Source organism: Acinetobacter sp. Li1LvA2, from assembly GCF_056156705.1.
Map to the genome: position 1 here is coordinate 105751 of NZ_JBSICF010000001.1, position 26472 is coordinate 132222.

At 38.0% G+C, this 26472-nt stretch carries 25 protein-coding genes; 19 read left to right on the forward strand and 6 right to left on the reverse strand.

Going from position 1 to position 26472, the window contains the following annotated elements:
• The first annotated feature begins 95 nt into the window (after positions 1 to 95).
• The gene (locus ACS604_RS00475; protein WP_474769452.1) at positions 96 to 1076 is read left to right on the forward strand and encodes a formylglycine-generating enzyme family protein; all 981 of its coding nucleotides are present in this window, start codon (positions 96 to 98) and stop codon (positions 1074 to 1076) included.
• Positions 1077 to 1091: 15 nt separating this feature from the next.
• Positions 1092 to 2300 carry an OprD family outer membrane porin gene (locus ACS604_RS00480; protein ID WP_474769453.1) on the forward strand — a complete coding sequence of 403 codons (1209 nt, stop codon included), beginning with the start codon at positions 1092 to 1094 and terminating at the stop codon, positions 2298 to 2300.
• Positions 2301 to 2414: 114 nt separating this feature from the next.
• Here ACS604_RS00480 and ACS604_RS00485 read toward each other — a convergent pair whose 3' ends face one another.
• Positions 2415 to 3365, reverse strand: a complete 951-nt coding sequence (locus tag ACS604_RS00485; RefSeq protein WP_474769455.1) for a LysR family transcriptional regulator — start codon at positions 3363 to 3365, stop codon at positions 2415 to 2417.
• Between the two features lie 238 nt (positions 3366 to 3603).
• A complete protein-coding gene (locus ACS604_RS00490) occupies positions 3604 to 4872 on the reverse strand; it encodes an MFS transporter (RefSeq protein WP_474769456.1) in 1269 nt (422 codons plus the stop codon).
• Between the two features lie 360 nt (positions 4873 to 5232).
• Here ACS604_RS00490 and ACS604_RS00495 point away from each other — a divergent pair, with 360 nt between their 5' ends.
• The 6 genes from ACS604_RS00495 (at position 5233) to ACS604_RS00520 (ending at position 10637) form a co-directional block, all read left to right on the forward strand.
• Positions 5233 to 5727, forward strand: coding sequence for a cupin domain-containing protein (locus tag ACS604_RS00495; RefSeq protein WP_474769457.1), 495 nt, complete (start codon positions 5233 to 5235; stop codon positions 5725 to 5727).
• Positions 5728 to 5743: 16 nt separating this feature from the next.
• Positions 5744 to 6751, forward strand: coding sequence for a hypothetical protein (locus tag ACS604_RS00500; RefSeq protein WP_000993229.1), 1008 nt, complete (start codon positions 5744 to 5746; stop codon positions 6749 to 6751).
• A gap of 64 nt (positions 6752 to 6815) precedes the next feature.
• Positions 6816 to 8282 (forward strand): aldehyde dehydrogenase family protein, encoded by a 1467-nt coding sequence (locus ACS604_RS00505; protein WP_474769458.1) that lies wholly within the window; start codon positions 6816 to 6818, stop codon positions 8280 to 8282.
• 5 nt (positions 8283 to 8287) lie between these two features.
• The gene (locus tag ACS604_RS00510; RefSeq protein ID WP_474769459.1) at positions 8288 to 9355 is read left to right on the forward strand and encodes a maleylacetate reductase; all 1068 of its coding nucleotides are present in this window, start codon (positions 8288 to 8290) and stop codon (positions 9353 to 9355) included.
• A gap of 92 nt (positions 9356 to 9447) precedes the next feature.
• Positions 9448 to 10299, forward strand: coding sequence for a dioxygenase family protein (locus ACS604_RS00515; RefSeq protein ID WP_474769460.1), 852 nt, complete (start codon positions 9448 to 9450; stop codon positions 10297 to 10299).
• 2 nt (positions 10300 to 10301) lie between these two features.
• Positions 10302 to 10637 (forward strand): Rieske (2Fe-2S) protein, encoded by a 336-nt coding sequence (locus ACS604_RS00520; RefSeq protein WP_474769461.1) that lies wholly within the window; start codon positions 10302 to 10304, stop codon positions 10635 to 10637.
• 32 nt (positions 10638 to 10669) lie between these two features.
• Here ACS604_RS00520 and ACS604_RS00525 read toward each other — a convergent pair whose 3' ends face one another.
• On the reverse strand, positions 10670 to 11035 hold the full coding sequence (locus tag ACS604_RS00525) for a nuclear transport factor 2 family protein (protein ID WP_474769462.1): 366 nt from the start codon (positions 11033 to 11035) through the stop codon (positions 10670 to 10672).
• Positions 11036 to 11195: 160 nt separating this feature from the next.
• Here ACS604_RS00525 and ACS604_RS00530 point away from each other — a divergent pair, with 160 nt between their 5' ends.
• From ACS604_RS00530 to pcaF, 3 genes are all read left to right on the forward strand, one after another.
• On the forward strand, positions 11196 to 11867 hold the full coding sequence (locus ACS604_RS00530; protein ID WP_474769463.1) for a 3-oxoacid CoA-transferase subunit A: 672 nt from the start codon (positions 11196 to 11198) through the stop codon (positions 11865 to 11867).
• A gap of 18 nt (positions 11868 to 11885) precedes the next feature.
• Positions 11886 to 12539, forward strand: a complete 654-nt coding sequence (locus tag ACS604_RS00535) for a 3-oxoacid CoA-transferase subunit B (RefSeq protein WP_174730018.1) — start codon at positions 11886 to 11888, stop codon at positions 12537 to 12539.
• Positions 12540 to 12956: 417 nt separating this feature from the next.
• Complete coding sequence (pcaF, locus tag ACS604_RS00540; protein WP_474769464.1) at positions 12957 to 14165, forward strand: 3-oxoadipyl-CoA thiolase; 1209 nt, start codon at positions 12957 to 12959, stop codon at positions 14163 to 14165.
• A gap of 130 nt (positions 14166 to 14295) precedes the next feature.
• Here the strand turns inward: pcaF and ACS604_RS00545 are convergent, their stop codons facing one another.
• Complete coding sequence (locus ACS604_RS00545) at positions 14296 to 15288, reverse strand: AraC family transcriptional regulator (protein WP_081173795.1); 993 nt, start codon at positions 15286 to 15288, stop codon at positions 14296 to 14298.
• A 495-nt stretch (positions 15289 to 15783) separates the two neighbouring features.
• The gene (locus tag ACS604_RS00550; RefSeq protein WP_474769465.1) at positions 15784 to 16134 is read right to left on the reverse strand and encodes a YidH family protein; all 351 of its coding nucleotides are present in this window, start codon (positions 16132 to 16134) and stop codon (positions 15784 to 15786) included.
• Between the two features lie 212 nt (positions 16135 to 16346).
• Between ACS604_RS00550 and ACS604_RS00555 the strand changes: the two genes are divergently transcribed.
• From ACS604_RS00555 to ACS604_RS00565, 3 genes are all read left to right on the forward strand, one after another.
• Positions 16347 to 16838 (forward strand): cupin domain-containing protein, encoded by a 492-nt coding sequence (locus ACS604_RS00555; protein WP_174766383.1) that lies wholly within the window; start codon positions 16347 to 16349, stop codon positions 16836 to 16838.
• 160 nt (positions 16839 to 16998) lie between these two features.
• On the forward strand, positions 16999 to 18069 hold the full coding sequence (locus ACS604_RS00560) for an MBL fold metallo-hydrolase (protein WP_474769466.1): 1071 nt from the start codon (positions 16999 to 17001) through the stop codon (positions 18067 to 18069).
• Positions 18066 to 19481: an MFS transporter gene (locus ACS604_RS00565; protein WP_474769467.1), complete on the forward strand. Its 1416-nt coding sequence runs from the start codon at positions 18066 to 18068 to the stop codon at positions 19479 to 19481. The genes ACS604_RS00560 and ACS604_RS00565 overlap by 4 nt, the downstream gene beginning before the upstream one ends.
• A 49-nt stretch (positions 19482 to 19530) precedes the next feature.
• Here ACS604_RS00565 and ACS604_RS00570 read toward each other — a convergent pair whose 3' ends face one another.
• Positions 19531 to 20352 carry an alpha/beta hydrolase gene (locus ACS604_RS00570; RefSeq protein WP_474769468.1) on the reverse strand — a complete coding sequence of 274 codons (822 nt, stop codon included), beginning with the start codon at positions 20350 to 20352 and terminating at the stop codon, positions 19531 to 19533.
• Between the two features lie 516 nt (positions 20353 to 20868).
• Between ACS604_RS00570 and ACS604_RS00575 the strand changes: the two genes are divergently transcribed.
• The 5 genes from ACS604_RS00575 (at position 20869) to ACS604_RS00595 (ending at position 26377) form a co-directional block, all read left to right on the forward strand.
• The gene (locus ACS604_RS00575; RefSeq protein WP_474769469.1) at positions 20869 to 21666 is read left to right on the forward strand and encodes a fumarylacetoacetate hydrolase family protein; all 798 of its coding nucleotides are present in this window, start codon (positions 20869 to 20871) and stop codon (positions 21664 to 21666) included.
• 11 nt (positions 21667 to 21677) lie between these two features.
• Positions 21678 to 22583 (forward strand): acetaldehyde dehydrogenase (acetylating), encoded by a 906-nt coding sequence (locus ACS604_RS00580; protein WP_474769470.1) that lies wholly within the window; start codon positions 21678 to 21680, stop codon positions 22581 to 22583.
• Positions 22584 to 22594: 11 nt separating this feature from the next.
• The gene (gene dmpG, locus ACS604_RS00585; RefSeq protein WP_474769471.1) at positions 22595 to 23614 is read left to right on the forward strand and encodes a 4-hydroxy-2-oxovalerate aldolase; all 1020 of its coding nucleotides are present in this window, start codon (positions 22595 to 22597) and stop codon (positions 23612 to 23614) included.
• Between the two features lie 416 nt (positions 23615 to 24030).
• The gene (locus ACS604_RS00590; RefSeq protein ID WP_474769472.1) at positions 24031 to 25341 is read left to right on the forward strand and encodes an OprD family outer membrane porin; all 1311 of its coding nucleotides are present in this window, start codon (positions 24031 to 24033) and stop codon (positions 25339 to 25341) included.
• A gap of 175 nt (positions 25342 to 25516) precedes the next feature.
• The gene (locus ACS604_RS00595) at positions 25517 to 26377 is read left to right on the forward strand and encodes an alpha/beta fold hydrolase (protein WP_474769473.1); all 861 of its coding nucleotides are present in this window, start codon (positions 25517 to 25519) and stop codon (positions 26375 to 26377) included.
• Positions 26378 to 26472 lie beyond the last annotated feature (95 nt).

The window sequence follows — 26472 nt, forward strand, 5'->3', positions numbered from 1 at the left end:
TTGAGGATTTAAAGTATGAGCTTATTCATTTGGGTAAGCTCAGCTCATTCTTGGAATATGATATTTATTGGTTTGAATCTCAAAAGGAAATTGGTATGAGAACTATTCAATGTGTAGTAGTTTTTGTGTGTATTATGGGGGTCACAGGATGTAATAAGCCTTCCAAAAAACAAATACAGGAATCTAAATTACAACAATTAGGAAGTTTGAATACATGCAAAGAGTATTCGGGTCTACCTGATACCTGGCAAAAAGATGCCAATGCTGGGATGATAAAAATACCTAGTGGAACTTTTAAAATTGGAAACAATAATAGTTATCCTGAAGAAAAAGCACTCTATAAAAGTGATCGTACAATTAAAGAATTCTGGATTGATGCGACTGAAGTGACAAATTCACAATTTCAAAGTTTTGTAAAAGCTACAGGCTATTTAACGGAAGCAGAGTCACAAGGAGAAGCTGCTGTATTTACTCCCCCAAAAGAACAAGTTGCTGAACTGGCTTGGTGGTCTTTGATAAAAGGAGCAAATTGGCAACATCCTTGGGGGCCAGATGCTAAACGGCACATTCTTCCTAATGAGCCTGTCCGCATGATTACATTGAAAGATGCCATGGCCTATGCCGATTGGTTAGGAAGAGAACTGCCTAGTGAAGAACAGTGGGAATATGCAGCTAAAGGCTTCAGTAAAGAGAGGGATATTAGTGCGAATCTTGAGCATATAGATGCAAATGTTTGGGAAGGGCAATTCCCTTATCAAAATGAAAATAAAGATGGATTTGCAGATGTCGCACCAGTAGGTTGTTTTCCATCAAATGGATTTGGTCTGTATGACATGATCGGTAATGTATGGGAATACACAAGTAGCCCATTTACAGGGACTCATGATGACCATATGGGAGAACAACAATTACACAAAGGTCATCCTCAAGTTTTTAACAGTTATACGATAAAGGGTGGCTCATTTTTATGTGCCTCTAATTATTGTATGCGTTATCGAGCTTCAGCACGCCATTCACAAGAGGCAGATTTAGGAATCAGTCATGTAGGATTCAGGACTGTAAAAAATATTAAATAAATTAATGGATTAAAAATGAGTAAACTTATTTACATTGTGCCATGTCTTCTGGGCATGGCGGCAAAGGGTAACGTCGTCTTCGCAAAAGACATAAACATAGATTTAACATTCAAAAATCTTTATGCAGATCGAAATTATAACGATGATAATAAACCTTCAATTGGAAGTTGGAGTCAGGGAATAATTGCTCGATCAAGTGCTAAACAGAATTTAGCTCAAGATACAAATTTATTAATAACGGGATCCGTACAGTATGCGCAGCGTTTAAGTAGTGATAAGCATTTAAATGATTTAATTTTACCATTCGATAAAGAGTCTCAAAAGCAAGCTTCAAGTTATAACAAAATTGCAGGATCAATTGGCTTGCAGCATAAGCAACATAAAATAAGTTGGGGAGAGCAATGGGTGGATACGCCTCTAGCTACTACGGATTATAGTCGTCAGCTAATGACGATTTATCAAGGTTTTTTATACTCAGGGCAGATTAATAAAGATTTAAATATAGATGTCGGCTATTTAAATAAATATTCGATAAGAAATGAGGAAAAATTTAAAAAATTATCTGTAAAAAATCATGAATCAGATGGTTTAACATACATCGATCTAAAATATAAATCCTTTCAAGGAAAACTCGATACACAGTTATTTGTTAGCGAGCTCGAAGATTTATACAATCAGTATTCATTGGGGCTAAATTTAAAAGAAGATTTTGATCAATTTAGATTAAAAACTAAATTCCGGTATTACTATACAGAAGAGACTGGACGTCAATTATTAGGAAAAATTGATAATCAATACTTTGGTTTGATGCAAGAGATTGGGTATGGACCAAATACTTTCGGGATAGGAGTTCAAAAAATTCAAGGGAATACTGATTTTCCTATGTTAGATGGGGCTATTCCTGTTCTTAGTTATATTAATTGGACGCAAGGCACTTTCAATAAAGCTAATGAGCTTTCATACCACTTTACTTTTAATCATGACGCTGGCTGGTTAATGCCTGGTTTGAGCTTTTTACTTCGTTATATAGATGGGAAAAATTATCTGATTAATAATAAAAAAGGATTTGATGAAAGTGAATTTGATTTCATTATGAGTTACAAAATAAAAGAAGGAAAATTCAAAGGGCTTGGCCTGCAATGGCTTAACTTAAATTATAAAAATGATATTGGAGGCGACTATATGGAAAACCGGATTATTACCTCATATACGCTTAACTTTTAAAGACGTAAATAAAGATAATTTCTATTCTTTCTTACTATCATGAATAGAAGATTTGAAGAGCTGCCTGGTTGAGGCAGTTCTTTTCTTAATTGAAGTAATGAGGATAATGATTAATTATTGAAACAACTTAACCATAGGTGATAAATACCCTTTTTCTATGAGCTGTTGATCCCATTCTGGTACGAGATCAAGTTTTTCAACTAGAAAATCAATCATGCAACGAATCTTAGTTAAATTTCTAGAGTTTGAAGGGAATACTGCTCTTAATCCATAATTAGGCAGTGGGTAGTCTATAAGTACAGGAGTCAGTTTTTTATCTAAAAGGCTTTCTCGGGCCACAATTGTAGGTAAACAAACAATTCCTCCTCCTGTTAATGCAAAATCATGAAGTAAATGAATTGAGCTTGATGAAACCCTCGCATGAATAGAAAACTCTTGGAACTTATTATTAATCATAAATCTGATCTTATTTCTTTCTGGATATCCCGAATAATAGCCTAATTCAAATTGTTGAAGTTGTTGTGGATTACTAGGTTGACCATGTCTTGCTATAAATTCTGGCGAAGCACACATCACACGGTTTACATTAAAAATTTTTCTCTCAATTAGACTTTCACCTTTTGGGGGAAACATCTGAAAAGCGATATCAAATCCAGAAGAAATTGGATCAATGACTTTGTCATATACAACAATATCTAATTCAATATCTCTGTATTGTTTGGTGAATTGAGATAAAAGTTTACTGAAGTAACTTAAAGCAAAACCTGGTGCCATATAAATACGTAAGCGACCATGCAACTCATTTTTTGCATGTGACATCTCATCGGCTAGTTGCTCGAAACGACTAATTAGCTCTACACATTCAGGATAATACTTTTCACCAATAGCTGATAATCTTACTGATCGTGTACTACGATGAAATAATGGAGCATCTACAAATTTTTCAAGCTGCTGAATGCGTGTACTGATCACTGAGCGTGTAACACCAAGAGATTCTGCGGCCTGAATAAAACTTCCACTTTGTGCGACTCTCACAAAGGCTTCCATGCATTGTAATTTATCCATGAGTTAATCCATCAACTATGAAAATAAAGGTATTGATTTTATACCTAATGAAATTTACAGATTTACTTAAATTACCTAAATAACTAGTTATACATTGAGAAAAACTAAAGCATGCCTTATAGACAAGTAAAAGTGTATCAATAATAAGGGTGCTAAAAGTTTGAAAAGTTATATGTTTTTTAACACGATAGAGCAAAAAAAGCACTCCTTAAGAATGCTTTTTAATAAATGATGTTAACTATTTTTGAGTTGGCTCAATTTCAAATACTTGGATATTCTGTACTTTACGAGGAGCTGTTTCAAGAATAAAGAAACTAATGAACATACCTATAATTGCTCCAATTAAACTTAGATAGAAAATATTTTGAATACCATAGTTTTCAGCAATTATTCCTGAAATTACGGGAGCAATACCTCCACCAAATATTTCCCCAGCTCCAACGACAAGGCCAATTGCAGATGCAACTAAGCCAACAGGGGCAGACTCAGCAGCTAATGGACCGGAAAGTAAAGCAATTAGGCCTAAGCTAAAGAATGAGAGTACAAATAGGAGTCCGAATAGAATAGACACGGATGCTGAAGCATTCGCAAATAAATAAATGAATATAGCTGAACCTAGAAATCCTAAAATAGAAGCCATTCGGCGACCAATCCAGTCAGAAATTGCAGGGACAAGAAACTGACCTAAGAAACCACCAAATCCAATTGCAGAAACAATTATTCCCATATCTTGTGGGTTCATTTTTAAAAAGTTTTCAAGGTATAAAGGGACCATTGCACTAATCACGAAAACACATGACATTGTACAAAATAGACCGATCATGCTTAGCAAAATATTACGTGTCTTTAATAATTCAATCCAATTAACTTTTACATGAGCTTCAGTATGTTTCTGAGCAAGTAGTAGTTGTCCACCTTGAGTATTTTGAGGTTCTCTTAATACAAAGAAAAGACAAGCAGCTAAAATGAATCCGGGTATTGCGACTACCCAAAATACCTCACGCCAAGATGGTACTATTAAAAGCAGTTGTGTTGCGATAAGGGGGCCTAAACCGAGACCAAATAAAGCAAAACCACTTTGTTGTAACCCTTGTAAAGCTCCACGGCGTGAAGGTTTTGCTGCCACAGCTGTTGCTGCAAAACTAGTTGGACAAAATGCTCCTTCTGAAATTCCCATTAGTGCTCGAATTAAAATTAAGCTTGTAAGTCCCATTGCTGAACCAGAAAAACCAGAAGCTAAAGAGAAAATAAGTAATGATGCTATTAAGATTTTGCGATGACCAATTTTATCTGAGAGGCTACCAGCAAAAATTGCAAAAACACCCCACGTAATACCTAATGCTCCAAATATTAGGCCAACGTCTTGATAGCTTAGAGATAGATCTCTCATAATTGAGGGAAGTAATGGTGCAATAATCCAGCGATCTAAACCGACCAACCCAAAACCGAGCGTAAGCAAGAGAACAACCTTCCATTCGTAGGAAGTATCCCATTTTTGTATATTCATCTTTATATCCTTTTAAATGAATTTAAAAAAGAGAGTTAAATCAATTGATTATGATAATTTTCTATCTTCAATTCCATTGAGTAGTGATCGTAAATAGTTTTTGCTACGATGGCATATGTTCTTTATCCGAACGTTTTTTATTCAAGTGCAAAGTGTGCTGGGCTGTCAATGTGACTAAAACAGATGATAGTCGTGGAAAATAACTATAAGAGTTTGTTTTTTATATTTATTTTTTCCATTGTTTGCAGATTGCAAACATTCATGTTGCTGCTTTCTTCATTGTCTTCAACAAGAGATTGGCGTAATTTCAAACTGTCGAGGAAAGACCATACACGAAGAATTTCAGTAAGGAATATGGAAATGAGTGCTTATACAACAAAGCTCGGTAGTTTGGAAAACTACGAAAAAGGTTCAATCCAGATTATTCAGGGTGAAGCTACTAATTATGCCTTTTCAAATATTTTTGAAGTGGCAGCAATGAGCAAACCTTATGAAAAAACAGTTGTTGGGATGAACCTCAAATTTGTCATCGAATCTGTTCTGGCAGAAGGGCAATCTGCTTGGTATACCGCATCACATGATGAATTTGTGATTGTAATGGATGGTGAAGTTCGTGTCGATTATTTGAAATTAAAAGACCCTATAATCTCCCAAGATCAAGAGGGTACTCATCTTGCAGGAGAAAGACCAGATGGGGTACCAATGGGGTATGTTGTCTTGAAAAAAGGCCACCAAGCAATTTTACCAGTCGGATCAGCATATCGTTTTGAGGCATCAAAGAAATCAGTGATGTTAATACAAACAATTAAAGGTCCACTTTCTGTCGAAAAATGGAATGAAATTTGTATTAAATAATCAAGGAGAGATAAAAATGAATGCTATGCAAAATAAATTTGTTGAAGATGACGGTGTAACGATTACTGGATATGATGAAATTTCAGGTTATTCAACTTTCCAGTTAGGTAATTTTAAGTTTAGTCGTGATGAATACTTTGCCAAAGTAACATGGGAAGCAAAAGGTCAGGAGCATTCTCATTTAATGTCTGTTGATGCATTTTTACGGGCTTTGATGAGAGATGTTGCTTGGGGGTTTTTCTATGGTTGGGTGAACTTCGACCATGTTATTGGTACTCAAAACCACTATGGTAATGTCGATTTATACGCTGGCACTTTCAATGGTGTATTAAAAGCAGCAGGCGTAGATTATGTTGAGAACTTTGAAACTCCACTAATCATGGCGACTTTTAAAGCTATTTTACATGATTGGGTAAGTGAAGGATTTGATCCATTTGCTGCTCCAGAAGAAACAGGTTCTGCTTTTGGTCGTAAGCATGGTGATAACTCAGAAGCGATTGACCGTTATCGGATTGCCACGAAGCGTATGCCTGGGTTGCCTGATGATTCACCTTTACGTGATGATTTACCAGTTAACCGTCAGTTTGAAGATGTCGCTCAAGATGATCCCCTTATATATTGTGAACCTGGTTTTGAAGGTCAACTTAGTGGTTTTAACTTGTTTAAATATCTGTCGCGTTCAGATGTGACTTGGAACCCCTCTGTAACTTCTGTTTGTAAACAAAGTTTATTCTGTCCTACTACAGAAGAATATATTTTACCAATTTTTCATGGCAATGATCGCGTAGAGTGGTTCTTACAATTATCAGATGAAATCACTTGGGATATTGGCGATAAAGTAGATGGTAGTCCTATTGCCCGCGTCATTATGAAAGCGGGGGATATTGCAGCTATGCCAGCCAATATTCGTCATCAAGGATACTCAACTAAACGTTCAATGTTACTTGTTTGGGAGAATGCAACTCCAAATCTACCTGAACGTTATGAGTCAGGCGAATTATCTCCTTATCCAATCCAATTCTAAGCATTCAGCTAGACGCTGTTAACTTTCTACATTTAACAGCCTCTAATACTCATTAGGTAAAATTATGAATACTCAATTATTTATTGATGGCCAATTCGTGCCTGCAAAAAATGGTGGCACCATTGATGTACTCAACCCATCTAATGGCGAGTTAATTACTACAATTGCAGCAGCTGAAGCAGAGGATATAGATATTGCAGTTGCTGTTGCCAAGCAAGCTTTCCCATCTTGGGCAGCGACCCCCGCGGCTGAGCGAGGCCGATTGCTTCTTAAACTCGCTGATTTAATTGAAGAACACACTGAGGAATTAGCACAACTTGAATCTTTAGATACAGGACATCCTATTCGTGACTCACGCCGTTTAGATGTACCTCGTACTGCTGCCTGTTTCCGTTATTTTGGTGGAATTGCCGATAAAATTGAAGGCTCAGTTATTCCAGTTGAACAAGGTTTTTTAAACTATGTTGTTCGTGAGCCAATTGGTGTAGTAGGACAGATTGTACCCTGGAACTTCCCATTAATGTTTACGAGTTGGAAACTTGGACCTGCATTAGCTGCTGGTAATACCGTGGTAATGAAACCATCTGAACTCACTCCTTTATCTACGTTGAAAATTGCTGAATTAATTAAAAAAGCTGGTTTTCCAGATGGCGTTGTCAATATCGTAGCTGGTTATGGACATACGGCGGGGCAACGACTGGCAGAGCATGAGGACGTGGGTAAAATTGCTTTTACCGGATCAACTTTAACTGGTCAAAATATTGTTCGTTCATCAGTAGGCAATCTGAAACGTGTTCAGCTTGAACTGGGCGGTAAAGGTGCCAATATCGTTTTTGAAGATGCCAATATTGATGCTGCTGTTAATGGTGCAGCGTGGGCAATTTTTCACAATCAAGGGCAAGCCTGTATTGCAGGTTCTCGTTTAGTTTTGCATGAAGCAATCGCAGATGAGTTTTTAGAAAAATTTATCAAGCTAGCTGAATCAATTCGATTAGGTGACCCTCTTGATCCAGAAACGGAAATGGGGCCACTCACGTCAGAAGCTCATCGCAATAAAGTGTTGTCATATGTTGAGGTTGCTAAAGAACAAGGTGGGCGTGTGTTAACAGGTGGTAAAGCACCTGAAGATATTAACTTGCAAAAAGGTTATTACGTTTTACCAACTGTGGTTGAAGCCAAACCAATGGATCGTGTAGCTCAAGAAGAGGTATTTGGCCCCTTTGTAACAGTATTGCGCTTTAAAACGGACCAAGAGGCTTTGGAAATTGCGAATTGCACTGAATATGGTTTAGGTAGTGGTTTATGGACACAGAATCTACAACGTGCTCATCAGTTTGCTAAAAACATTAAAGCTGGTATGTGTTGGATTAATAGTTATAAACGTGTGAATCCAGGGAGTCCATTTGGTGGTGTAGGTAAATCAGGTTATGGCCGCGAAATGGGTTTTGAAGCTATTCATGATTATACGGATGCTAAATCTATTTGGGTTAACGTGGATGCCAATATTCCACCTCATTTTCAGCGAGGATGAGTTGTATGAACGCATTTCATTATAAAGCTTTGCCCTTAGATGTCTATTTTGACAATGGTAAATCAAAAGAAATAAAAGAAATTTTAAATCAGCATGGTTATCAAAAAGTTTTAGTGTTAACTACACCAGAACAGGAAGATGCTGGTCAAGAATTGGTGCAACAATTGGGCGATATTGCTGTGGGGGGGTATCCTCATGCCGTAATGCATGTGCCGGTTGAAGTTGCAAACAAAGCTATTGATTTTGTTCAAGAGAATAATATTGATTGTTGTCTAGCATTAGGTGGTGGCTCGACCATTGGGTTGGCTAAAGCTATTGCCTTAAAAATTCATACCCCAATTGTGGCAATACCCACTACTTATGCTGGTAGTGAAATGACCACAGTCTATGGTCTAACTGAAAACAATTTAAAAACGACTGGTAAAGACATTCATGTGTTACCCAAAGTGGTGATTTATGACCCTGAACTGAGCGTAACTTTACCCGCAGAAATTTCAGCTTGTTCCGGTATGAATGCGATGGCACATGCGGTGGAAGCGCTATATGCACAGGATAAAAATCCGATCATTAGTCTGATGGCCACGGATTCGATTCAGGCGTTAAAAGCCGCGTTACCAGCGATTGTTAAAGATACACATGACCTTGAAGCACGTCAAAAAGCGACTTATGGCGCATGGTTGGCGGGTATTTGTTTAGGTTCTGTTGGCATGGCAATTCACCATAAAATCTGCCATACCTTAGGTGGAACCTTTAACCTACCGCATGCACAGGCACATGCCATTACTCTGGCGTACTCGGTACATTACAACCGTAATGCTGATGTTGAAGCTATGGATCGATTGGCAGGGGCGTTAGGCGTAGCAAGCCGTGAAGACGTTGGTATGGCAATTTATCGATTAAACCAGTCTTTAAATATTCCATTGGCACTGAAAGATATTGGCCTGCCAGAACAAGGGCCAGCTGAAGTGACAAGAATTATTTGCGACAGTCCGTACTACAACCCACGTGCCTATGACTACGACGAGTTACTTGATTTGCTCACCAAAGCTTATCAAGGGCTGCCACCAGTTTAAGACAAACCGAACTTCATCATGAAGATAGACCTGCCCGCAGCACTTTGTTTGCTGTGGGCGGGCGATTCGCGCCGTAAAAAAAGGAATTGATCATGAGCGTAACAACCCAAGCTGTTCAAAGCTTCCAGCGTATAGACGATGCTCGTCACCGGACTTTAATCACAGCACTCGTACAAAAGTTGCATGACTATATCAATGAAGTTCAACTGACCGAAGCTGAATGGATGCAAGCTATCCAGTTTTTAACCCAAACTGGGCAACTTTGTCATGAGCAACGACAAGAATATATTTTGCTCTCTGATGTACTCGGTATTTCTATGTTGGTCGATCAAATTAACCATCAAAAAAGTGAAGTTCAAACGCCGTCCACTGTTTTCGGGCCATTCTTCATTGCCGATATGCCAGTTCGCAACTTTGCAGATAGCATTGTGATCGAAAATGCTGAGCAATGCCGCCCTTTATTGATTAAAGGCAATATTCGTAATACACAAGGCGAAGCAATTGCCAATGCTTATATTGATGTCTGGCAAACAGCCGACAATGGCATGTATTCTGGACAAGACCCTGAACAGCAAATTGATAACCTGCGTGGAGTGTTTGTGAGTCAAGCTGATGGCTCGTATGCAATTAAATCTATCATACCCGTCAGTTATGAAATTCCTTCGGATGGTACGGTGGGGCAACTGCTGAACTATGCCAAACGAACCTTTTGGCGACCTGCACATATTCATTTCAAAATCGTTGCCGAAGGTTATCAACCTCTTGTAACGCATATCTTTTTAGAGAATGATGAATACTTGCAAAATGACGCGGTATTTGGCGTAAAAGATCGATTAATTGTCGGCCATGAATCGAAACAAGCAGATCCTCAAAGCCAAGCTATATATGGTTTAGACTGTGATTATGACCTGATGGAATACGATTTTATTCTTTCGGAGGCTTGAACATGGTTACTTTAATTAAGCTTTGTGAGCAGACCGATTTTCAGGAGAAAATCTGCTTTCGGGTGCTTCATCCAGAGGATGAGAGTAAAAGTATTGTGGTAATCAAAGGGCAGAATGGTTTTTATGCTTATGAAAATGTTTGTCCACATTTTTCAGTACAACTGGATTATAAGGATGGGGTGTTTAGTACTTACAAGAATAAGTTGATCATGTGTGCCCATCATTCTGCCATGTTTGACATTACCACTGGAGAATGTGTGGATGGGCCTTGTAAAGGACATTACCTTAAGGCTGTACCTGTCGATGTAAAAGATGGTGCTGTATTTTTAAAACGTTAGCGCTGATTTGTCGCTAACGTTTTATACATTGATTAAATACTAAAAGGAGTTGCTTGATACATCATCAACTTCAATTGATCCCGCTGCTTTTTCCAAATTGACAATGCCCGATTTTGTAAGGTACGTGGTTGCTTATCGACCAGTAACTTTGCATGAAAATTGGCAGTAACAATCACACAATCCTGCATATCAACCACATTAATAATATCGTAATCAATGTGTTGATAATCATAATAACCCGCCTGTAATTTATTCATAAAAGCAGACAAATCATCGACTGTGCCACTGGTGTGTACATAACGTAAATGTTGGTCACACATTGCAGCAAAATGATCATATTGTTTATTAATTAGACTGTTAAAGCGCTGTTTTTCCATTTCACGGACTTGGTTTTCCATGTCGTTGACTCCTTATGATTGATCATCCCTTTATCATATTGAGTTTAGAGCAGTGGGATTGTTCTAAATTACAGAATATTGTATTTGCAGTTTCAAAGGCTATTTATGTGGGCGAACGCAATACAATAGAGGGAAGAGATTTTAAAATAATGGATGAATTATGATCGATAAAAGTTCGACCTCAATGGCTGAGGTCTTGTCCCAGATTAAAGATGGTGCAACCATTCTGATTGGTGGTTTTGGTACCGCAGGGCAACCCGCTGAACTCATTGACGGACTGATTGAACTGGGTGTTAAAGATTTAACGATTGTCAGCAACAATGCCGGTAACGGTAATTACGGCCTGGCGAAACTGCTTAAAGCCGGTTCAGTTAAAAAAGTGATTTGTTCTTTCCCACGTCAGGCAGACTCTTATGTGTTTGATGAACTGTACCGTGCCGGAAAGGTTGAACTTGAAGTGGTACCGCAAGGTAATCTGGCGTGTCGTATTCAGGCAGCAGGTATGGGATTAGGTGCTGTGTTTACCCCAACAGGCTTTGGAACACTATTGGCTGAAGGCAAAGAAACCCGTGAGATTGATGGGAAAGATTACGTACTTGAATATCCGATCAAGGCGGACTTTGCCTTGATTAAGGCTTACAAGGGCGACCGCTGGGGCAATCTGGTTTACCGTAAATCTGCACGTAACTTTGGCCCGATCATGGCGATGGCTGCTGATGTCACCATTGCTCAGGTTTCTGAGGTTGTAGAACTGGGGGGATTAGACCCGGAACACATCATCACCCCAGGTATTTTTGTACAGCACGTTGTACAAGTACAGCCCGCACAGTAAGCAATAAGGAGAAATAACATGAGCTACCAGAAACTCAGCCGTGACCAGATTGCAAAACGTGTGGCACAAGATATTCCAGATGGTGCCTATGTGAACTTGGGTATTGGTTTACCAACCAAGATCGCAAGCTACTTACCGAACGATAAAGATATTTTTCTCCATTCTGAAAATGGCCTGTTGGCATTTGGCCCACCGCCAGCGGCAGGTGAAGAAGACCCTGAACTGATTAATGCGGGTAAAGAATTTGTGACCATGCTTGAAGGCGGCAGCTTTTTCCACCATGGCGACTCATTTGCGATGATGCGTGGAGGTCACCTTGATATTGCCGTGCTTGGGGCATTTCAGGTTGCAGCGAATGGTGACTTGGCCAACTGGCACACGGGTGCACCGGATGCGATTCCTGCGGTGGGTGGTGCGATGGATTTGGCTGTGGGTGCTAAAAAAGTATTTATCACCACAGACCATGTGACCAAGCAAGGTGAACCAAAGATTGTGGCTGAGCTGAGCTATCCGGTAACTGGAAAAAACTGTGTTGATCGTATTTACACTGACCTGTGTGTGATTGATGTGACCAAAGATGGTTTAAAGGTGCTTGAGAAAGTGGAAGGTCTAAGCTTTGATGAGTTACAGGCTTTGACTGGTGCAACTTTGATTGATGCGACTCAAGGGTAAGGTTTATACGGCAAAGAATTACTACAACATTCACTATGGTGACAGGCGACATGGATGTCGCCCGTTGGACAGGGAGGCAAGGAAGCCTCCTCTGTTCAACAAAGGTTTTTGTTACTTTTGACCTTTCAAAAGTAAGGTAACGCTTATACAACAGATCTATGGATATCACAGTAAATTACAGCCGTGATGTTATTCGTTGATATGAAAATTTATAAATCATCACAACGGAGTCTTATCTGTTTAAGCCAGCTGCCACCAGCTAATTCGTGTCACTTTGTTAAAAAAGTAACCAAAAACCTTTGTTACTCAGACACATCCTCCCTGTTGTGCTGAGCAACGAGGCGACATCCATGTCGCCACTGCGAAATACTTACGGAAAATGGCTAAAAAGGCCTGAAGTAAAGGACAAAAGTTAGAATGAAAAACGCTTATATCATCGATGCCATCCGTACTCCATTCGGCCGTTATGCCGGTGGCCTTGCACCTGTCCGTGCCGATGACCTTGGCGCTGTACCGATTAAAGCTCTCATGCAACGCAATCCAAATGTAGATTGGGAACAGGTCGATGATGTGATCTACGGCTGTGCTAACCAAGCCGGTGAAGATAACCGTAATGTCGGCCGTATGTCAGCACTACTTGCAGGTTTACCGTATCAGGTGCCTGCAACCACCATTAACCGTCTATGTGGTTCTTCTCTCGATGCGATTGCCATTGCGGCCCGTGCCATTAAGGCAGGTGAAGCGAACTTGGTGATTGCAGGTGGTGTGGAAAGCATGAGCCGTGCACCTTATGTGATGGGCAAGTCAGATAGTGCTTTTGGCCGAAGCCAGAAGATTGAAGACACCACCATGGGCTGGCGCTTTATCAACCCAAAACTTAAAGAATTGTATGGTGTAGACACCATGCCCCAGACTGCCGAGAACGTGGCTGAACAGTTTAACGTTAATCGTGCAGATCAGGACCAGTTTGCCTTGGTGAGCCAACAACGCACCGCAAGCGCGCAAGCCAAAGGCTTTTTTTCTAAAGAAATCGTCGCAGTTGAAATCCCTCAGCGTAAGGGCGATGCTGTTGTGATTGATACCGATGAACATCCTCGTGCATCGACTACGCTTGAAGGTTTAAGCAAACTTAAGCCAGTGGTTAAAGTAGACGGCACCGTCACTGCGGGAAATGCTTCAGGCATTAACGATGGTGCAGCCGCTCTACTTATTGCTTCTGATGAGGCAGTTCAGGCCTATAACCTCAAACCACGTGCCAAGATCATTGCTTCAACAGCAGTGGGTGTAGAACCACGCATTATGGGTTTTGCTCCGGCACCAGCGATTAAAAAACTACTTAAACAAGCCAACCTGACTTTAGAGCAGATGGATGTGATTGAACTAAATGAAGCCTTTGCTGCACAGGCTTTGGCAGTGACCCGTGATTTAGGTTTGCCAGACGATTCTGACAAGGTAAATCCAAATGGTGGTGCAATTGCATTGGGCCATCCACTTGGTGCGTCAGGTGCACGTTTAGTCACCACAGCACTAAACCAGCTTGAACAAACGGGTGGTCGTTATGCCTTATGTTCAATGTGTATTGGTGTAGGTCAAGGCATCGCTTTGATTATTGAGAGAATAATATGAGTATTACAGATGCAGGGGTAATTAAAAAACACTCATAGAGTATAATGGGTGTTTTTTAATTAAAAGAAATAATTAATATTATGTTTAGCATTAATTATTTTAAGTTAATATTTTTTACGTAATCTCAAAATTAATTGATGTGTTTAAAACGTAGTAGTGTTTCTGAGGGAAGTTCACCAAACTTTCTCTTATACTCATTTGAAAATCTACCTAATTGTTGAAAACCACAGTCTAGAGCAACACTAGATACATTTTCCCAAGGGCGAATTTGTTGAAGGCGTTTATGAACAGCTTCGAAACGTAAATCACGAAAATAGGCAATAGGGGACTGACCAAAGTATAAATGAAAATCTCTATATAAACGTTCTCTAGATACACCTAAAATTTTTTCTAATTCTCTAAGATTTAAAGGTTGATCTAAACAATCTGTTAAAACTTGCTCTACTTTTGATAAATAAGTTGGACGACCTTGCTGACGTAATTTCAGTTCTTGAGAATAGTTATGGGGTTGAGCATTTAAAAGCATAATCACAAGATTTGATTCAAAATTATTCCAAACCCCAGAACTATCGCATAAGGAATAATCATCACTGACCATTTCTTGTAAATTCATTGCAAGTTGAAACCATTGTTTTATTTGTCCTTGCAAAGGGGCTTGAACATCAAAAACTAATGGTCGTTGTAATTTGTAACCTAATAATCGAATAAGATGTTCTTCTACGAGTTTTTTTGAAATCCTGATAACTTGTTTCGTACATCCTTCGTTTACAGTCATCACAAGAGGAAGATGTGGAGAAAGGAGCGTAGCAATTTCAGTATTAGACTCAATATTTAAATTACCTATTTTTAGAGTTTGCTGTCCTTGCACTGGGATATTAAAAATATAACTTTTTTGCAAGTCATCTAGCTTGACCTGTACTTCTGTTGAATAAGATACTTGGCCAAAAGTAATATCTCCAAGACTTAAACCTTCATGCGAAAAATCCATATGTTTTGGTGATGGCACATCTAACTGATGAGGGCCATTAATTTTTCCCATCCACTGAATAGTTCTGGAAATTTCAGTGTGATGAACAAAAAATTTATTTCTAAAAGGCCCAACTTTTCTAATTGTCTCGATCATCTTCATCTCCTTAAAGTCCGTTTAGTTCAGATAAAAGATATTTATAAAAAACAAATCTATGCTTTATGATAAAACTAAGTTAATTCAATATTTTGTCTTATCCTGTTTTCCTTTATTATGATTTTAGTAGATTACAACACTCTATTGAAATCAATTCCTTACAACTAAAAGTAAGCGATTTTATTTTCATAGGTTTTTTGCCCAAAAGCAAATAACACTTAGCACAAAAACCATGAATGCATGTGTTAAAAAAATATAACTTCGTCTAGTTGTTTCCAAATTCTGTATTTGAATATGGAAAGAAAAAAATAAATGACAGTTAAAATAAAGGCAAGTGGTGATTAGAATCAATAAACTAATTAAGGGTGAGTTTGCAAGAATTTTACTAATGAAAAAACTGGTGGCTAAAATTGAAAAAAGAGTTCGTTCATTAGCTAAATAAGTACGTTGAGGTTGTAATCCAGAATCATCTTTTAACATTTTTATTCAACTTATTTAAAAGAAAAAAATGAATAAAATGAAAATGGTTAGGAGTGTTAGTAAAGGTGTCATAAGCGGAAAAGGTAGTGGCTTCTTTAATCTTAGAGCAATTTCTACTCGATACCAGCGAAGGAGAGCGGAAGAACTAATGATTAAAGACGCTATCACTAATACATTAAAAATTTGTTGAGCTTTTTTAAGTTGATGATAATGCTCAGAAAATGTAATTACCGCTACTGCAACAGCAAGTAAAGCTAGAGCAGTACGTGTCCAAGCTAAAAAAGTTCGTTCATTCGCTAGACTAAATCGAGGATCTGGCTCATCACCTACTTTTAGTAATAACCATTTTATAAATGTATTAATCATAGTTCAGACTTGAAAGTATTCCTTCGAAATAACTTCTTTACCGTAAAAATAAATCAAAGAAAGGACTATGCAAATTTTAATGTTTTAGTATTCATTTTTTATAAAACTTAAATATTCTAAAAAATAGACATGCTTTACCCAATAAATGCATAGAAATAGTAATAAATTTTTTGGTTGACTAAAGGCGATAAAAATAGCCGGAGTTTATCTTTATGAATCAATTAATTTTATCAGAATTACAAAATAATTTTGAATTTGGTGAGATTAGATTAAAGGAAGGAAGTGAAAAAACAGCATGGAATGTTTTAGGACATGTCTATGAACCAATGGTAGGAGGAGATCAAAAATCTAGTTTTGCTTGGATATCTAATGATCCTCCAGGTACTTTTGTACCTCCTCATATGCACCCTGTTCAGGATGAGCATGCATTTATTATTGAAGGTGAATATGCTCTATATCTTGATGGAGAATGGAGTATTGCAAGAGCTGGTGACTATTTGTATTGGCCAAGGGGGACAGTACATGGCTATAAAATTGTTTCAGAAACACCAGGCAAAGGAATTTTTTGGGTGAGCCCAGGAAATGATTTAGCTAGTTTGTTTTCTGAGCTACACAATTTAACTGAGCCAGAAGAAGTTGTACGTGTTTCTGCGCTAAGAAATATTCGGTTTATTGCACCTGACAAGCTAGAAAATTATGAATAACCTAATAAGTTAAAGAGCGCCTTAAGGCGCTCTTTTTATAGATGCATATTAAACTTACAGAATAAAAGCATAGTTATTCATGAATACACGGATATTTACATTGGGGACTCGTCGAATAATTTAGAGGAGCGGGATCAATTTTATGACGAGGAAAATTCAAATGTCGAATAATGTAGCAAAAGGAATGAAGATTTACGCACTTGGAACAGGAGGTGGACCAATTGTTTCAAGCAGCCGAGCTGGTATTTCAACAGCTATTTGTGTTGATGGAGCCACCTATGTTGTAGATTGTGGAATGGGGAGCATTCGTAATTATAGAAATCATGCATCTTGGGGACAGTTACGTAGTATTTTTATAACTCATCATCATTCTGACCATATTTATGATCTAGGGGCTTATCTCTTTACAGGGTGGCAAGTTCCTGGGGAATCTTTTAGCCAGCCTATAAAAGTATTTGGACCAGGTAAACCTCCTAAAAATCCAGCCTTGGTTGAGAAAGAGCATGTGCATATAAAAGGATGTTGTGGAGGCGATCATCCTATGGTTGGTACTAAAGAGATGGTAGAAGCTTTAATGCATGGCGTATTTGCTTCAGATATTGCAATTAGAATGGCGGATGAAGAAAGAACAAGTCCTAGCGAATGGATAGAAACCTATGATATTGAAATTCCTAAGGAAGCAAAAGCAGATCCGATATATGCACGGCATCCTAAAATGGAACCTTTCGTTATTTATGAAGATGAAAATGTTAAAGTAAGTACAATTTTGGTTGATCATCGTTTGTGTTATCCAGCTTTTGGATTCCGTTTCGACTCTAAATACGGTTCAGTTGTAATATCAGGAGATACTACATATTCAGAAAATTGTATTCGATTAGCAAGCAATGCAGATGTGTTATTACATGAAGTAATTGATCTAGAAGCCATATTACAAACTTTTCCTGAAGGTCCTACTAGAGAAGGGATCGCTGTACACCTTGAAGAATCTCATACCTCTTATAAGCAAGTTGGTAAAGTTGCAGCCAAGGCAAATGTCAAGCATTTGATTTTGCATCATATTGTTCCTAATTTACCAAATATTGCAGATATAGAAAAAATGGTCTCACAAGCACAGACAGATTTCTATGGAGTTGTGAGTGCAGCAGAAGATAATGATATTTTTGAAGTTAATAACCTACAAGTACTTCAAAAAGATGAAGCTGTATTAAAAAATCAGGAGGAGTTATTATGAAAAGCTCTAGTATTGAGTTGTTAGCCCCCTCTCAGATAATAGATAAAGGTATACAAAAAAAAGCATGGATTATCACAGGCTTATTAATCATTTTTCAAATGATTAATTTTGCTGATAAGGCTGTCTTAGGACTAGTCGCAGAACCTGCTATGCAAGAATTGGCACTTTCAGGTAGTCAATTTGGGTTTATTGGTAGTGCTTTTTTTTTCTTATTTGCAATTTCGGCAATTTTAGTTGGTTTTATTGCCATGAAAGTTCAAACAAGATGGTTAATTTTTTTTATGGGAGTTGCTTGGGCAGTTTTAATGTTTCCAATGTTATGGGGCGGAGCTGCGTTATTGCTGATCTCAAGAATATTATTGGGTGCGGCTGAAGGTCCAGCGACTCCTATTACATTACAACATGTACATGGTTGGTATGAACCAAAAGAAAGGGGGTTACCTAGTAGTTTGGTAGCAATAGGTTCTACTCTAGGACCAATTATTGCTGCTCCAATTTTGGCTTGGATTATTGCCCATCCAAATTATGGTTGGCGTTGGGCTTTTGGTTTTTTAGGAATTGTTGGGTTAATTTGGACATTCTTATGGTTTTTTATTGCCAAAGAGGGACCATATAGTCATATCCGATCTGAAAAAGAGCTGATTCGTCCTCTGACTAAACGTCTAGATGTAGATAAAAAGCAAAGTATTGTCGACATGTGTGATGATTTAACTCCAATACCACTCAGAAAGTTATTTTTTTCTCCAATGTTTATTGTAGCTTTTCTGGCGGGTGCTGGTTGTTTCTGGGCAATGGGTTTTCTGACAACTTGGTCTCCACGTTATTTATCTGCTGTTGTAAAAGTCACTCCGGAATCATTGGGCATTTTAGTTACTCTTCCTTGGATTTGTGGTGCACTTGTGCTTTTTTTTGCGGGAATTTTGTCTAGAAAGTTAATGGCACAAGGACGATCTGTACATGTATCTTTAGGGGTTTTATTAGGAGTAATCTTAATAATTTCAGGTGCTTTATTTCAGATTCTTCCATTTTTAAACGGTGAAACAGCCGTAGCCGTTTTAATTTTTGCTGCTGGCTTTGCTATGACTTTTCCTTTAGTCCCTACAGCAGTTGCCTATAGTATTTGCTCTAAACAAAGAGCTGCAGTAATGGCGACAGTAACAGCTCTTGCTTCTTGTGGAGGTATGGTATCACCTATGATGGTGGGAATACTGATGGATGCAGCTGGATATATTCAACCTAAAAAGGGTGAACCATTATTACCTGAAATGATGAATCATTTACTAACTGGCATGAATGTTGGTTTCCAATATATTGGAATATATTTATTAGTCATAGGTATAGCTACAGTAATATTTCTCAATCCAGATAAAACAGCTAAGTACTTACAAAATTTAATTAAAGTTAAAAGCTAAATCATAAATTAAAAGTGCCCATGGGCACTTTTAATTTATTCTATTTTATTCATTTTGAAATAAGATCATACATCATTTCAATATGTTGAAAGATACGTCCTTTTTTAAAGAACTCTTGTAATAAACTGAAGTGGTCATGCTCTAAAAGTTCTTCTTTCTTAACTATTCTTGAAGCAGGTAAAAGTTTCGCCATATTCTGATTTTGTTGAATGAAAGCGTTAGTTTCTTTTTGGCCTACTAGAAAAGTAAATGGCAAATCTATCAATAAGCTATTTTTATAAACTGGTGAATAATATTGAATTTCACTTTCCGTTAATTGCAATGCCTGGTTTAGGCTAGTATCTTTTAGAGGAGCTAGATCATAAATACCACTAATTGCTATCACGCCATGAAAAAGTTTTGAGTGTACTGATTTACTATTTTGAATAGCTAGTTCAGTTACTAGGTGAGCACCTGCTGAATGACCACACAAAATGATAGGGAGATCGATTTCTTTATATTTAAAATAATTTTTTATAGAATGAAGAGCATATTTTGTAGATTGGATAATGTCTCCAATTTTTGCAATAGGACAAAGAGGATAGTTGACTAAAACAAAATGGTACCCTTGAGAACTGAGATCTTGGGCAATAAAGCGAAACTGACTTTTATCTCTTGACTGCCAATACCCTGCATGAAAATATATAATAATTGCCTTAGCTGAACCCTCTGCATAGCAAATATCAAATAATTCACGTTCGTGAAAACCATATGATTGATCTAATGTCCATTGCTTTTCTTGAAGTATTTCTTGATTTAATTTTTCATAATAAACAAACAGATCAGCAAAGCTAGAATGTCTTTGCCCATCGACATATTCATATTCATTCATGTTCATAACTATTACTTAATATAATTACAGGAATTCCATCATAAAACGTCATGAAATATTAGAAATACACTTCTTTAATATTTCATATACACCTTTTAAGGGATTTTAAAATGTACTTCCTCGGAGATTAGGAAAATGGATAATTCTATATAAGTCTATTAGAATTATATTAGATGGATAAATTTTTAGGGATGCACTGATTGAAAATTATAAAAATTAAAGAACTTCTAGAGGTAGAGGTTGTAGATTAACATAGCTCTCGTAGGCCTAATATAAACACTTAAAGGCCTTCAGTTCTGATTATAAATAAAAACTATTGTGTGAAACAAAATAAGTATTGGCATTTAATTAGGGTTTTTCCCATTCTTAAGCTGTTTTATGTACACGTTCCAGTAGGTAGCTATCTCGGAAAACACAAGGGATTTGTTGTGTCTAACTTTGCCTGAACTTCGTATTCCGTTTTTATACCTTCAGTAACGCAGTATACGTTCAATTTTGCAGTTTAAGGAAATATTGATGTCGAATTCTGCTGTTGTTGATTCAGTTGCTTTTGCCTTAAGACAAGCTGAACTATCACAAACTGCGATTATTCCTATTCGTGCTGAACTCGGTGGTGAACAGGCAAATGTGGATATCGCTTATGCAGTACAGGAAATCAATACTGTACGTGCACTCTCGGAAGGGCGCCGTTTAGTAGGTCGAAAAATTGGTCTAACTTCTAAAGTGGTACAAGCTCAACTCGGCGTAGATCAACCTGACTTTGGGATGTTATTTGCCGATATGGCATATGGTGATGGTGAAGTGATTCCAGCGGGTAAGTTGATTCAGCCAAAAGTTGAAGCTGAAATTGGGCTTGTACTCAAACATGATTTAACTCAAACCCGACATACATATGCAGACATTATTAGTGCAACTGACTATGCCTTACCGGCTATTGAAATAGTCGATAGTCGCATTGAGAACTGGAAAATCTCATTGATTGACACAGTTGCTGATAATGCTTCAAGTGCAGCTTTTGTTTTGGGCTCACGTCCAGTACAACTTGATCAACTTGATTTAGTTAACTGCAAAATGATTATGACTCGTGGTGATGAAGTCGTTTCGCAAGGTGTTGGTAAAGCTTGTTTAGCTAATCCATTGAATGCAGCAGTTTGGTTAGCTGACGAAATGGTACGACGCGGACGTCCATTACAAGCAGGAGATATTGTCCTGACTGGGGCATTGGGTCCAATGGTGGTGGCTCATCCTGGGGATGAGTTTAAAGTTGAAATTGAAGGCTTCAATTCAGTTGTTGCATGCTTTGCTGCTGAATAAAGGATAAGGAAATGAAAAAGATAAAATGTGCCTTAATTGGTCCAGGAAATATTGGAACAGATTTGCTGTATAAATTGCAGCGTAGTGAAGTTTTAGAGCCAGTATGGATGGTTGGAATTGATCCTACTTCTGAAGGCTTAGCTCGTGCTGCAAAAATGGGTTTAAAAACGACATCAGACGGAGTTGACGGTTTATTACCTCATATACTTGAAGATGATATCAAAATTGCTTTTGATGCAACTTCTGCTTATGTGCATGCAGAGAACAGCCGTAAGCTTAATGAGCTTGGCGTGTTAATGATTGATATGACTCCTGCAGCAATAGGTCCATTTTGTGTTCCACCAGTGAACTTGGAAGCTTTGCTAGACGCGGGTGAAGTACCTAATGTGAATATGGTAACTTGTGGTGGGCAAGCAACTATTCCAATGGTTGCTGCAATTTCACGTGTACAAACAGTTGATTATGCTGAAATCATCGCGACTGTATCGACCAAATCGGTTGGCCCTGGTACGCGTAAAAATATTGATGAGTTTACTCGTACTACTGCTGGCGCAATTGAAAAAGTTGGTGGTGCAAAACAAGGTAAAGCCATCATTATTATTAATCCAGCTGAACCACCATTAATGATGCGCGACACAGTACATTGTTTAGTTGAGGGAGAGCCTGACCAAGTAGCAATTACTGAATCTGTCAATGCCATGATCAAAGAAGTGCAAAAGTATGTACCAGGTTACAAACTAGTGAATGGACCTGTTTTTGATGGCAATCGTGTTTCTATGTTTCTTGAAGTAGAAGGCTTAGGGGATTATTTACCTAAATATGCCGGTAACCTTGACATTATGACTGCGGCAGCTGCGCGTACAGCAGAAATGTTTGCAGAACGTGTTTTATCTAATCAAAAAGTAGAAGCTGTTTAAGGAGAAACCGTATGTCTAAGATTATTGTGCATGATATGACACTACGTGATGGAATGCATCCTCAACGCCATCAAACTACAGTTGAGCAAATGATTGCTATTTCAACTGCTTTAGATGAGGCGGGTGTACCCTTGATTGAAGTCACTCATGGTGATGGTTTAGGTGGTAGTTCCGTTAACTATGGTTTCGCTGCTGCAACAGATGAAGAATATTTGTCTGCGGTTGTGCCACGTATGAAGAATGCTAAGGTATCCGCTCTTTTATTACCAGGTATTGGAACTGTAGATCATTTGAAAATGGCACACGAGATCGGTGTTTCAACGATTCGTGTTGCGACGCACTGTACAGAAGCAGATGTATCTGAACAGCATATTACTGCTGCTCGTAAATTGGGAATGGATACAGTAGGCTTTTTAATGCTGGCTCATATGGCTACACCAGAACATTTGCTAGAAGAAGCAAAAAAAATGGTGTCTTACGGTGCTAACTGTATTTATGTCACTGACTCTGCTGGTTATATGTTGCCACAAGATGTTACCGATCGGGTTGGGTTACTTCGTCAAGAACTTGATAGCAGTATTGAGTTAGGTTTCCATGGTCACCATAACTTGGGTATGGGGGTTGCCAATACCGTTGCTGCAGTTGAAGCTGGTGCAATTCGGGTTGATTTGGCTGCTGCTGGTCTAGGAGCTGGAGCAGGCAATACGCCACTTGAGTTATTTATTGCAGTTGCAAATCGTATGCAGATAGATACAGGCGTAGACTTGTTTAAAGTACAGGATATTGCAGAAGATCTCGTGATTCCAATGATGCTAAACCCAATTCGTGCAGATCGTGATGCAGCAACATTAGGTTATGCAGGTGTATATTCTTCTTTCTTATTGTTTGCAAAACGTGCTGAAGCTAAATATGGTGTTTCTGCGCGTGAAATTTTATTAGAACTTGGTCGCCGTGGTACGGTTGGGGGACAGGAGGATATGATTGAAGATCTTGCCTTAACCATGTCAAAAGCGAAAGTACTGAGCTCATAAGTTTTTTACAAGTGAAAAAGAGCACTCCGCGAGAGTGCTTTTTTATATCTAATGATTTGATCTAGATGAAATAACTTGGATATAAGCGTTATTTTCTATAAATAGATGAATATCATTTTTGATTAAATAATTCTCTATTTAAATAAAAAAACGATTAGAAAAATAAAAATATCAAATTTAAATAATATTATTTCAATAATAAATATATATATAACAAAGGTTTATTGTGTTTTCTGGGTGATGATTAATCGTTTTTAGTGATCTGTTAAAAATCCTTATTACTGGAAAAGTAACATTTTTTTAAAGCATTGAGTTTAAAAAGAAAAATATCTTAATACTCTAGTCGAATTTTTCATAAAAATAGAGTTGAGCATGATAGGGCTTGGTTTCATGGATTGATTGAAAGGAAGTACGCAATGCGTCGTCAAACGTTATGGATCGCAATGGCTTGCGCAATAGCAACAATAGGGGCTACTGGCACATATGCTGGCTTTGTTGAAGATAGTCAGGTTCAGCTGAAATTTAAAAACTTCTATTTAGATCGTCAGTATGATGACACCCCTGCAAAAAACTGGGGGAGTTGGTCGCAAGCTGTGACACTGGATGCAAAATCGGGCTATGCAGAGTTTGGGGCGTTACAACTCGGTGTTGACGTGTTAGCACAGTATGCTGTGCGTCTGGATGGCCGTGACCGTAATGCCGATTGGGTTCTGCCGTACAGTGGGATTTCTGGTACAGGCACAGGAAAACAAGAGCGCCAGTTTGGAAAAATAGGAGCAACTCTTAAAGCGAAAATCAGCCAAACTGAATTAAGAGTTGGTGAAATTTTACCTGTAACACCAGTAATTCATTTTGATCCATCACGTCAATTATTGACCACTTATAATGGGGTATGGCTAGAGTCAAAAGATCTTAAAAACACCAAATTAACGTTAGGTTATTTGGATAGTATCAATGCCCGTTATGAAAATCAGCCAATGGATTTTGGTCTATGGCCTAAAGCATTAAATAATGATGGTAAAACTGATGGGATGTATGTTGCGGGCATAGATTATCAATTAAATAAAAACTGGTCTGCAAGTTACTTTTATGGTGATGTAACGAATATCTATCGTCAAAATTACTTGGGTGTGAACTATAAAAACAATTATGACAAGTTAAAAGTCGATTCACACATACGTTTTTTCGACAATGCAGAGTCGGGAGAAGCCTTGTATGGTGATATTGATAATCAGGCATTATCTATAGGCTCAACCTTAACTTATGGCTCACACAGCGTAGGTTTATCCTATCAGCAAATGTTTGGTGACCATGGTAGTAACCCGAGTCCAGCAACTGGTGCACCATATTTCCCATCCCTCGCAGGTTGGGTACCTCAGCCTTATTTGGATAACTGGTCAGTTGCGAGCTTTATCCGTAAAGATGAAAAATCGGTGGGTGTGGCTTATAGCTATGATTTTAGTGATCTCGGCATTAAAGGTTTAAAAACCACTGCAAAATATTGGCATGGTTGGGGCATTGATTCAGCTTATGAATCAAGTGCATTAACAGGCAAAGGCAAAGAAGATGAATTCAACTTTATTCTGAATTACGTTGTGCCAGAAGGAAAGTTAAAAGGCTTAGGTTTTCAGTGGATGTATATCGATGTGAACTTCGACAATATTGCAGGCCAAGCAAGCGATTTGCAGGAACATCGTATTGCAACGACATATACCTATAAATTTTAAATATTTATTTAAATAACAAGTGGTTATTAATATTTTTTTTGTATCACCTCATCGTAAACAAGTATCAGTTTAGGCGCTGTGAACAGGTAAGATAGGTGAGTAAAACATTTAAAATTTGGCCTATTAAAAGCAGCTTAATCTTGATTTGAGCTGTATAAATTGTAAGAGGAATGACATGGGCACAGTACAAATCCCCGAATATAAAACAGATCCATTTTTTGGTTTGGAAGATAAATGGATTGAAACGGCGACAGGTGAATTAACTCATTATCATGAGCTTGGAGAAGGTACTCCGATTTTATTTTTACATGGCTCTGGTACAGGTGTTTCAGCAGCAGCAAATTGGTGGTTAAACTTACCACAAATTGCTGAGCAAGGACGTTGTATCGCGATTGATTCAATTGGTTATGGTCAAACTGTTGTTGCGGACGGGACTGCTTACGGTATCCGTGCGTGGGTAGATCATGCGGTTCGCGTACTCGATGCGCTAGGCATTGAAAAAACTTGGATAGTAGGTAATTCTTTAGGTGGTTGGTTAGCATTCCAGTTTGTTTTAGATTATCCAGAGCGTGTACTCGGTATTGTATCAATGGGTACTGGTGGTGCTAAGCAGACAGCAGCGCTTAAAGCACATGCTAATCCTGAATTGACAGAAGCTGGTATCCGTAAAACTTTAGAAATGTTTGTAGTGAATAAGTCTTTAGTTACGGATGAGCTAGTTAAAGTTCGTTTTGAGGCTGCTAAAAATGACTATGCATCGGATCGATTGATGGAAGTAGTTGGAGCACGAGATCGTGACCGCTTTGAATTTCCTCTCGACTTCGAAAAAATGAAAGATATTCGGATTCCAGTATTACTGATTCATGGTGTGCAAGATGTAGTTATTCCTGTATCACGTACTTGGGATATTTTGAATATTGTACCTAATGCTGATGCACATATTTTTAGTCAATGTGGGCATTGGTCACAAGTTGAAAAAGCTGATGAGTTTAATCAGCTTATTAAGCAATATTTAGCAGTACATGATGTTAAATAAAATATAAAAAATACAGGAAGAATAATTTATTCTTCCTGTATTTAAATTAAAATTTTTAGTTTTTTGCTGAGCCTCGTCATTTGATCTTAGACTTT

Coding starts and splice junctions, on each gene's coding strand:
- ACS604_RS00485 (WP_474769455.1), bottom strand. CDS start 3,365: ATGGATAAATTACAATGCATGGAAGCCTTTGTGAGAGTCGCACAAAGT.
- ACS604_RS00525 (WP_474769462.1), bottom strand. CDS start 11,035: ATGGAAAACCAAGTCCGTGAAATGGAAAAACAGCGCTTTAACAGTCTA.
- ACS604_RS00545 (WP_081173795.1), bottom strand. CDS start 15,288: ATGATCGAGACAATTAGAAAAGTTGGGCCTTTTAGAAATAAATTTTTT.
- ACS604_RS00500 (WP_000993229.1), top strand. CDS start 5,744: ATGAATGCTATGCAAAATAAATTTGTTGAAGATGACGGTGTAACGATT.
- ACS604_RS00550 (WP_474769465.1), bottom strand. CDS start 16,134: ATGATTAATACATTTATAAAATGGTTATTACTAAAAGTAGGTGATGAG.
- ACS604_RS00530 (WP_474769463.1), top strand. CDS start 11,196: ATGATCGATAAAAGTTCGACCTCAATGGCTGAGGTCTTGTCCCAGATT.
- ACS604_RS00475 (WP_474769452.1), top strand. CDS start 96: ATGAGAACTATTCAATGTGTAGTAGTTTTTGTGTGTATTATGGGGGTC.
- ACS604_RS00560 (WP_474769466.1), top strand. CDS start 16,999: ATGTCGAATAATGTAGCAAAAGGAATGAAGATTTACGCACTTGGAACA.
- ACS604_RS00570 (WP_474769468.1), bottom strand. CDS start 20,352: ATGAATGAATATGAATATGTCGATGGGCAAAGACATTCTAGCTTTGCT.
- ACS604_RS00490 (WP_474769456.1), bottom strand. CDS start 4,872: ATGAATATACAAAAATGGGATACTTCCTACGAATGGAAGGTTGTTCTC.
- ACS604_RS00555 (WP_174766383.1), top strand. CDS start 16,347: ATGAATCAATTAATTTTATCAGAATTACAAAATAATTTTGAATTTGGT.
- ACS604_RS00535 (WP_174730018.1), top strand. CDS start 11,886: ATGAGCTACCAGAAACTCAGCCGTGACCAGATTGCAAAACGTGTGGCA.
- ACS604_RS00595 (WP_474769473.1), top strand. CDS start 25,517: ATGGGCACAGTACAAATCCCCGAATATAAAACAGATCCATTTTTTGGT.
- ACS604_RS00520 (WP_474769461.1), top strand. CDS start 10,302: ATGGTTACTTTAATTAAGCTTTGTGAGCAGACCGATTTTCAGGAGAAA.
- ACS604_RS00575 (WP_474769469.1), top strand. CDS start 20,869: ATGTCGAATTCTGCTGTTGTTGATTCAGTTGCTTTTGCCTTAAGACAA.
- ACS604_RS00505 (WP_474769458.1), top strand. CDS start 6,816: ATGAATACTCAATTATTTATTGATGGCCAATTCGTGCCTGCAAAAAAT.
- ACS604_RS00580 (WP_474769470.1), top strand. CDS start 21,678: ATGAAAAAGATAAAATGTGCCTTAATTGGTCCAGGAAATATTGGAACA.
- ACS604_RS00590 (WP_474769472.1), top strand. CDS start 24,031: ATGCGTCGTCAAACGTTATGGATCGCAATGGCTTGCGCAATAGCAACA.
- pcaF (WP_474769464.1), top strand. CDS start 12,957: ATGAAAAACGCTTATATCATCGATGCCATCCGTACTCCATTCGGCCGT.
- ACS604_RS00515 (WP_474769460.1), top strand. CDS start 9,448: ATGAGCGTAACAACCCAAGCTGTTCAAAGCTTCCAGCGTATAGACGAT.
- ACS604_RS00495 (WP_474769457.1), top strand. CDS start 5,233: ATGAGTGCTTATACAACAAAGCTCGGTAGTTTGGAAAACTACGAAAAA.
- ACS604_RS00480 (WP_474769453.1), top strand. CDS start 1,092: ATGAGTAAACTTATTTACATTGTGCCATGTCTTCTGGGCATGGCGGCA.
- ACS604_RS00510 (WP_474769459.1), top strand. CDS start 8,288: ATGAACGCATTTCATTATAAAGCTTTGCCCTTAGATGTCTATTTTGAC.
- dmpG (WP_474769471.1), top strand. CDS start 22,595: ATGTCTAAGATTATTGTGCATGATATGACACTACGTGATGGAATGCAT.
- ACS604_RS00565 (WP_474769467.1), top strand. CDS start 18,066: ATGAAAAGCTCTAGTATTGAGTTGTTAGCCCCCTCTCAGATAATAGAT.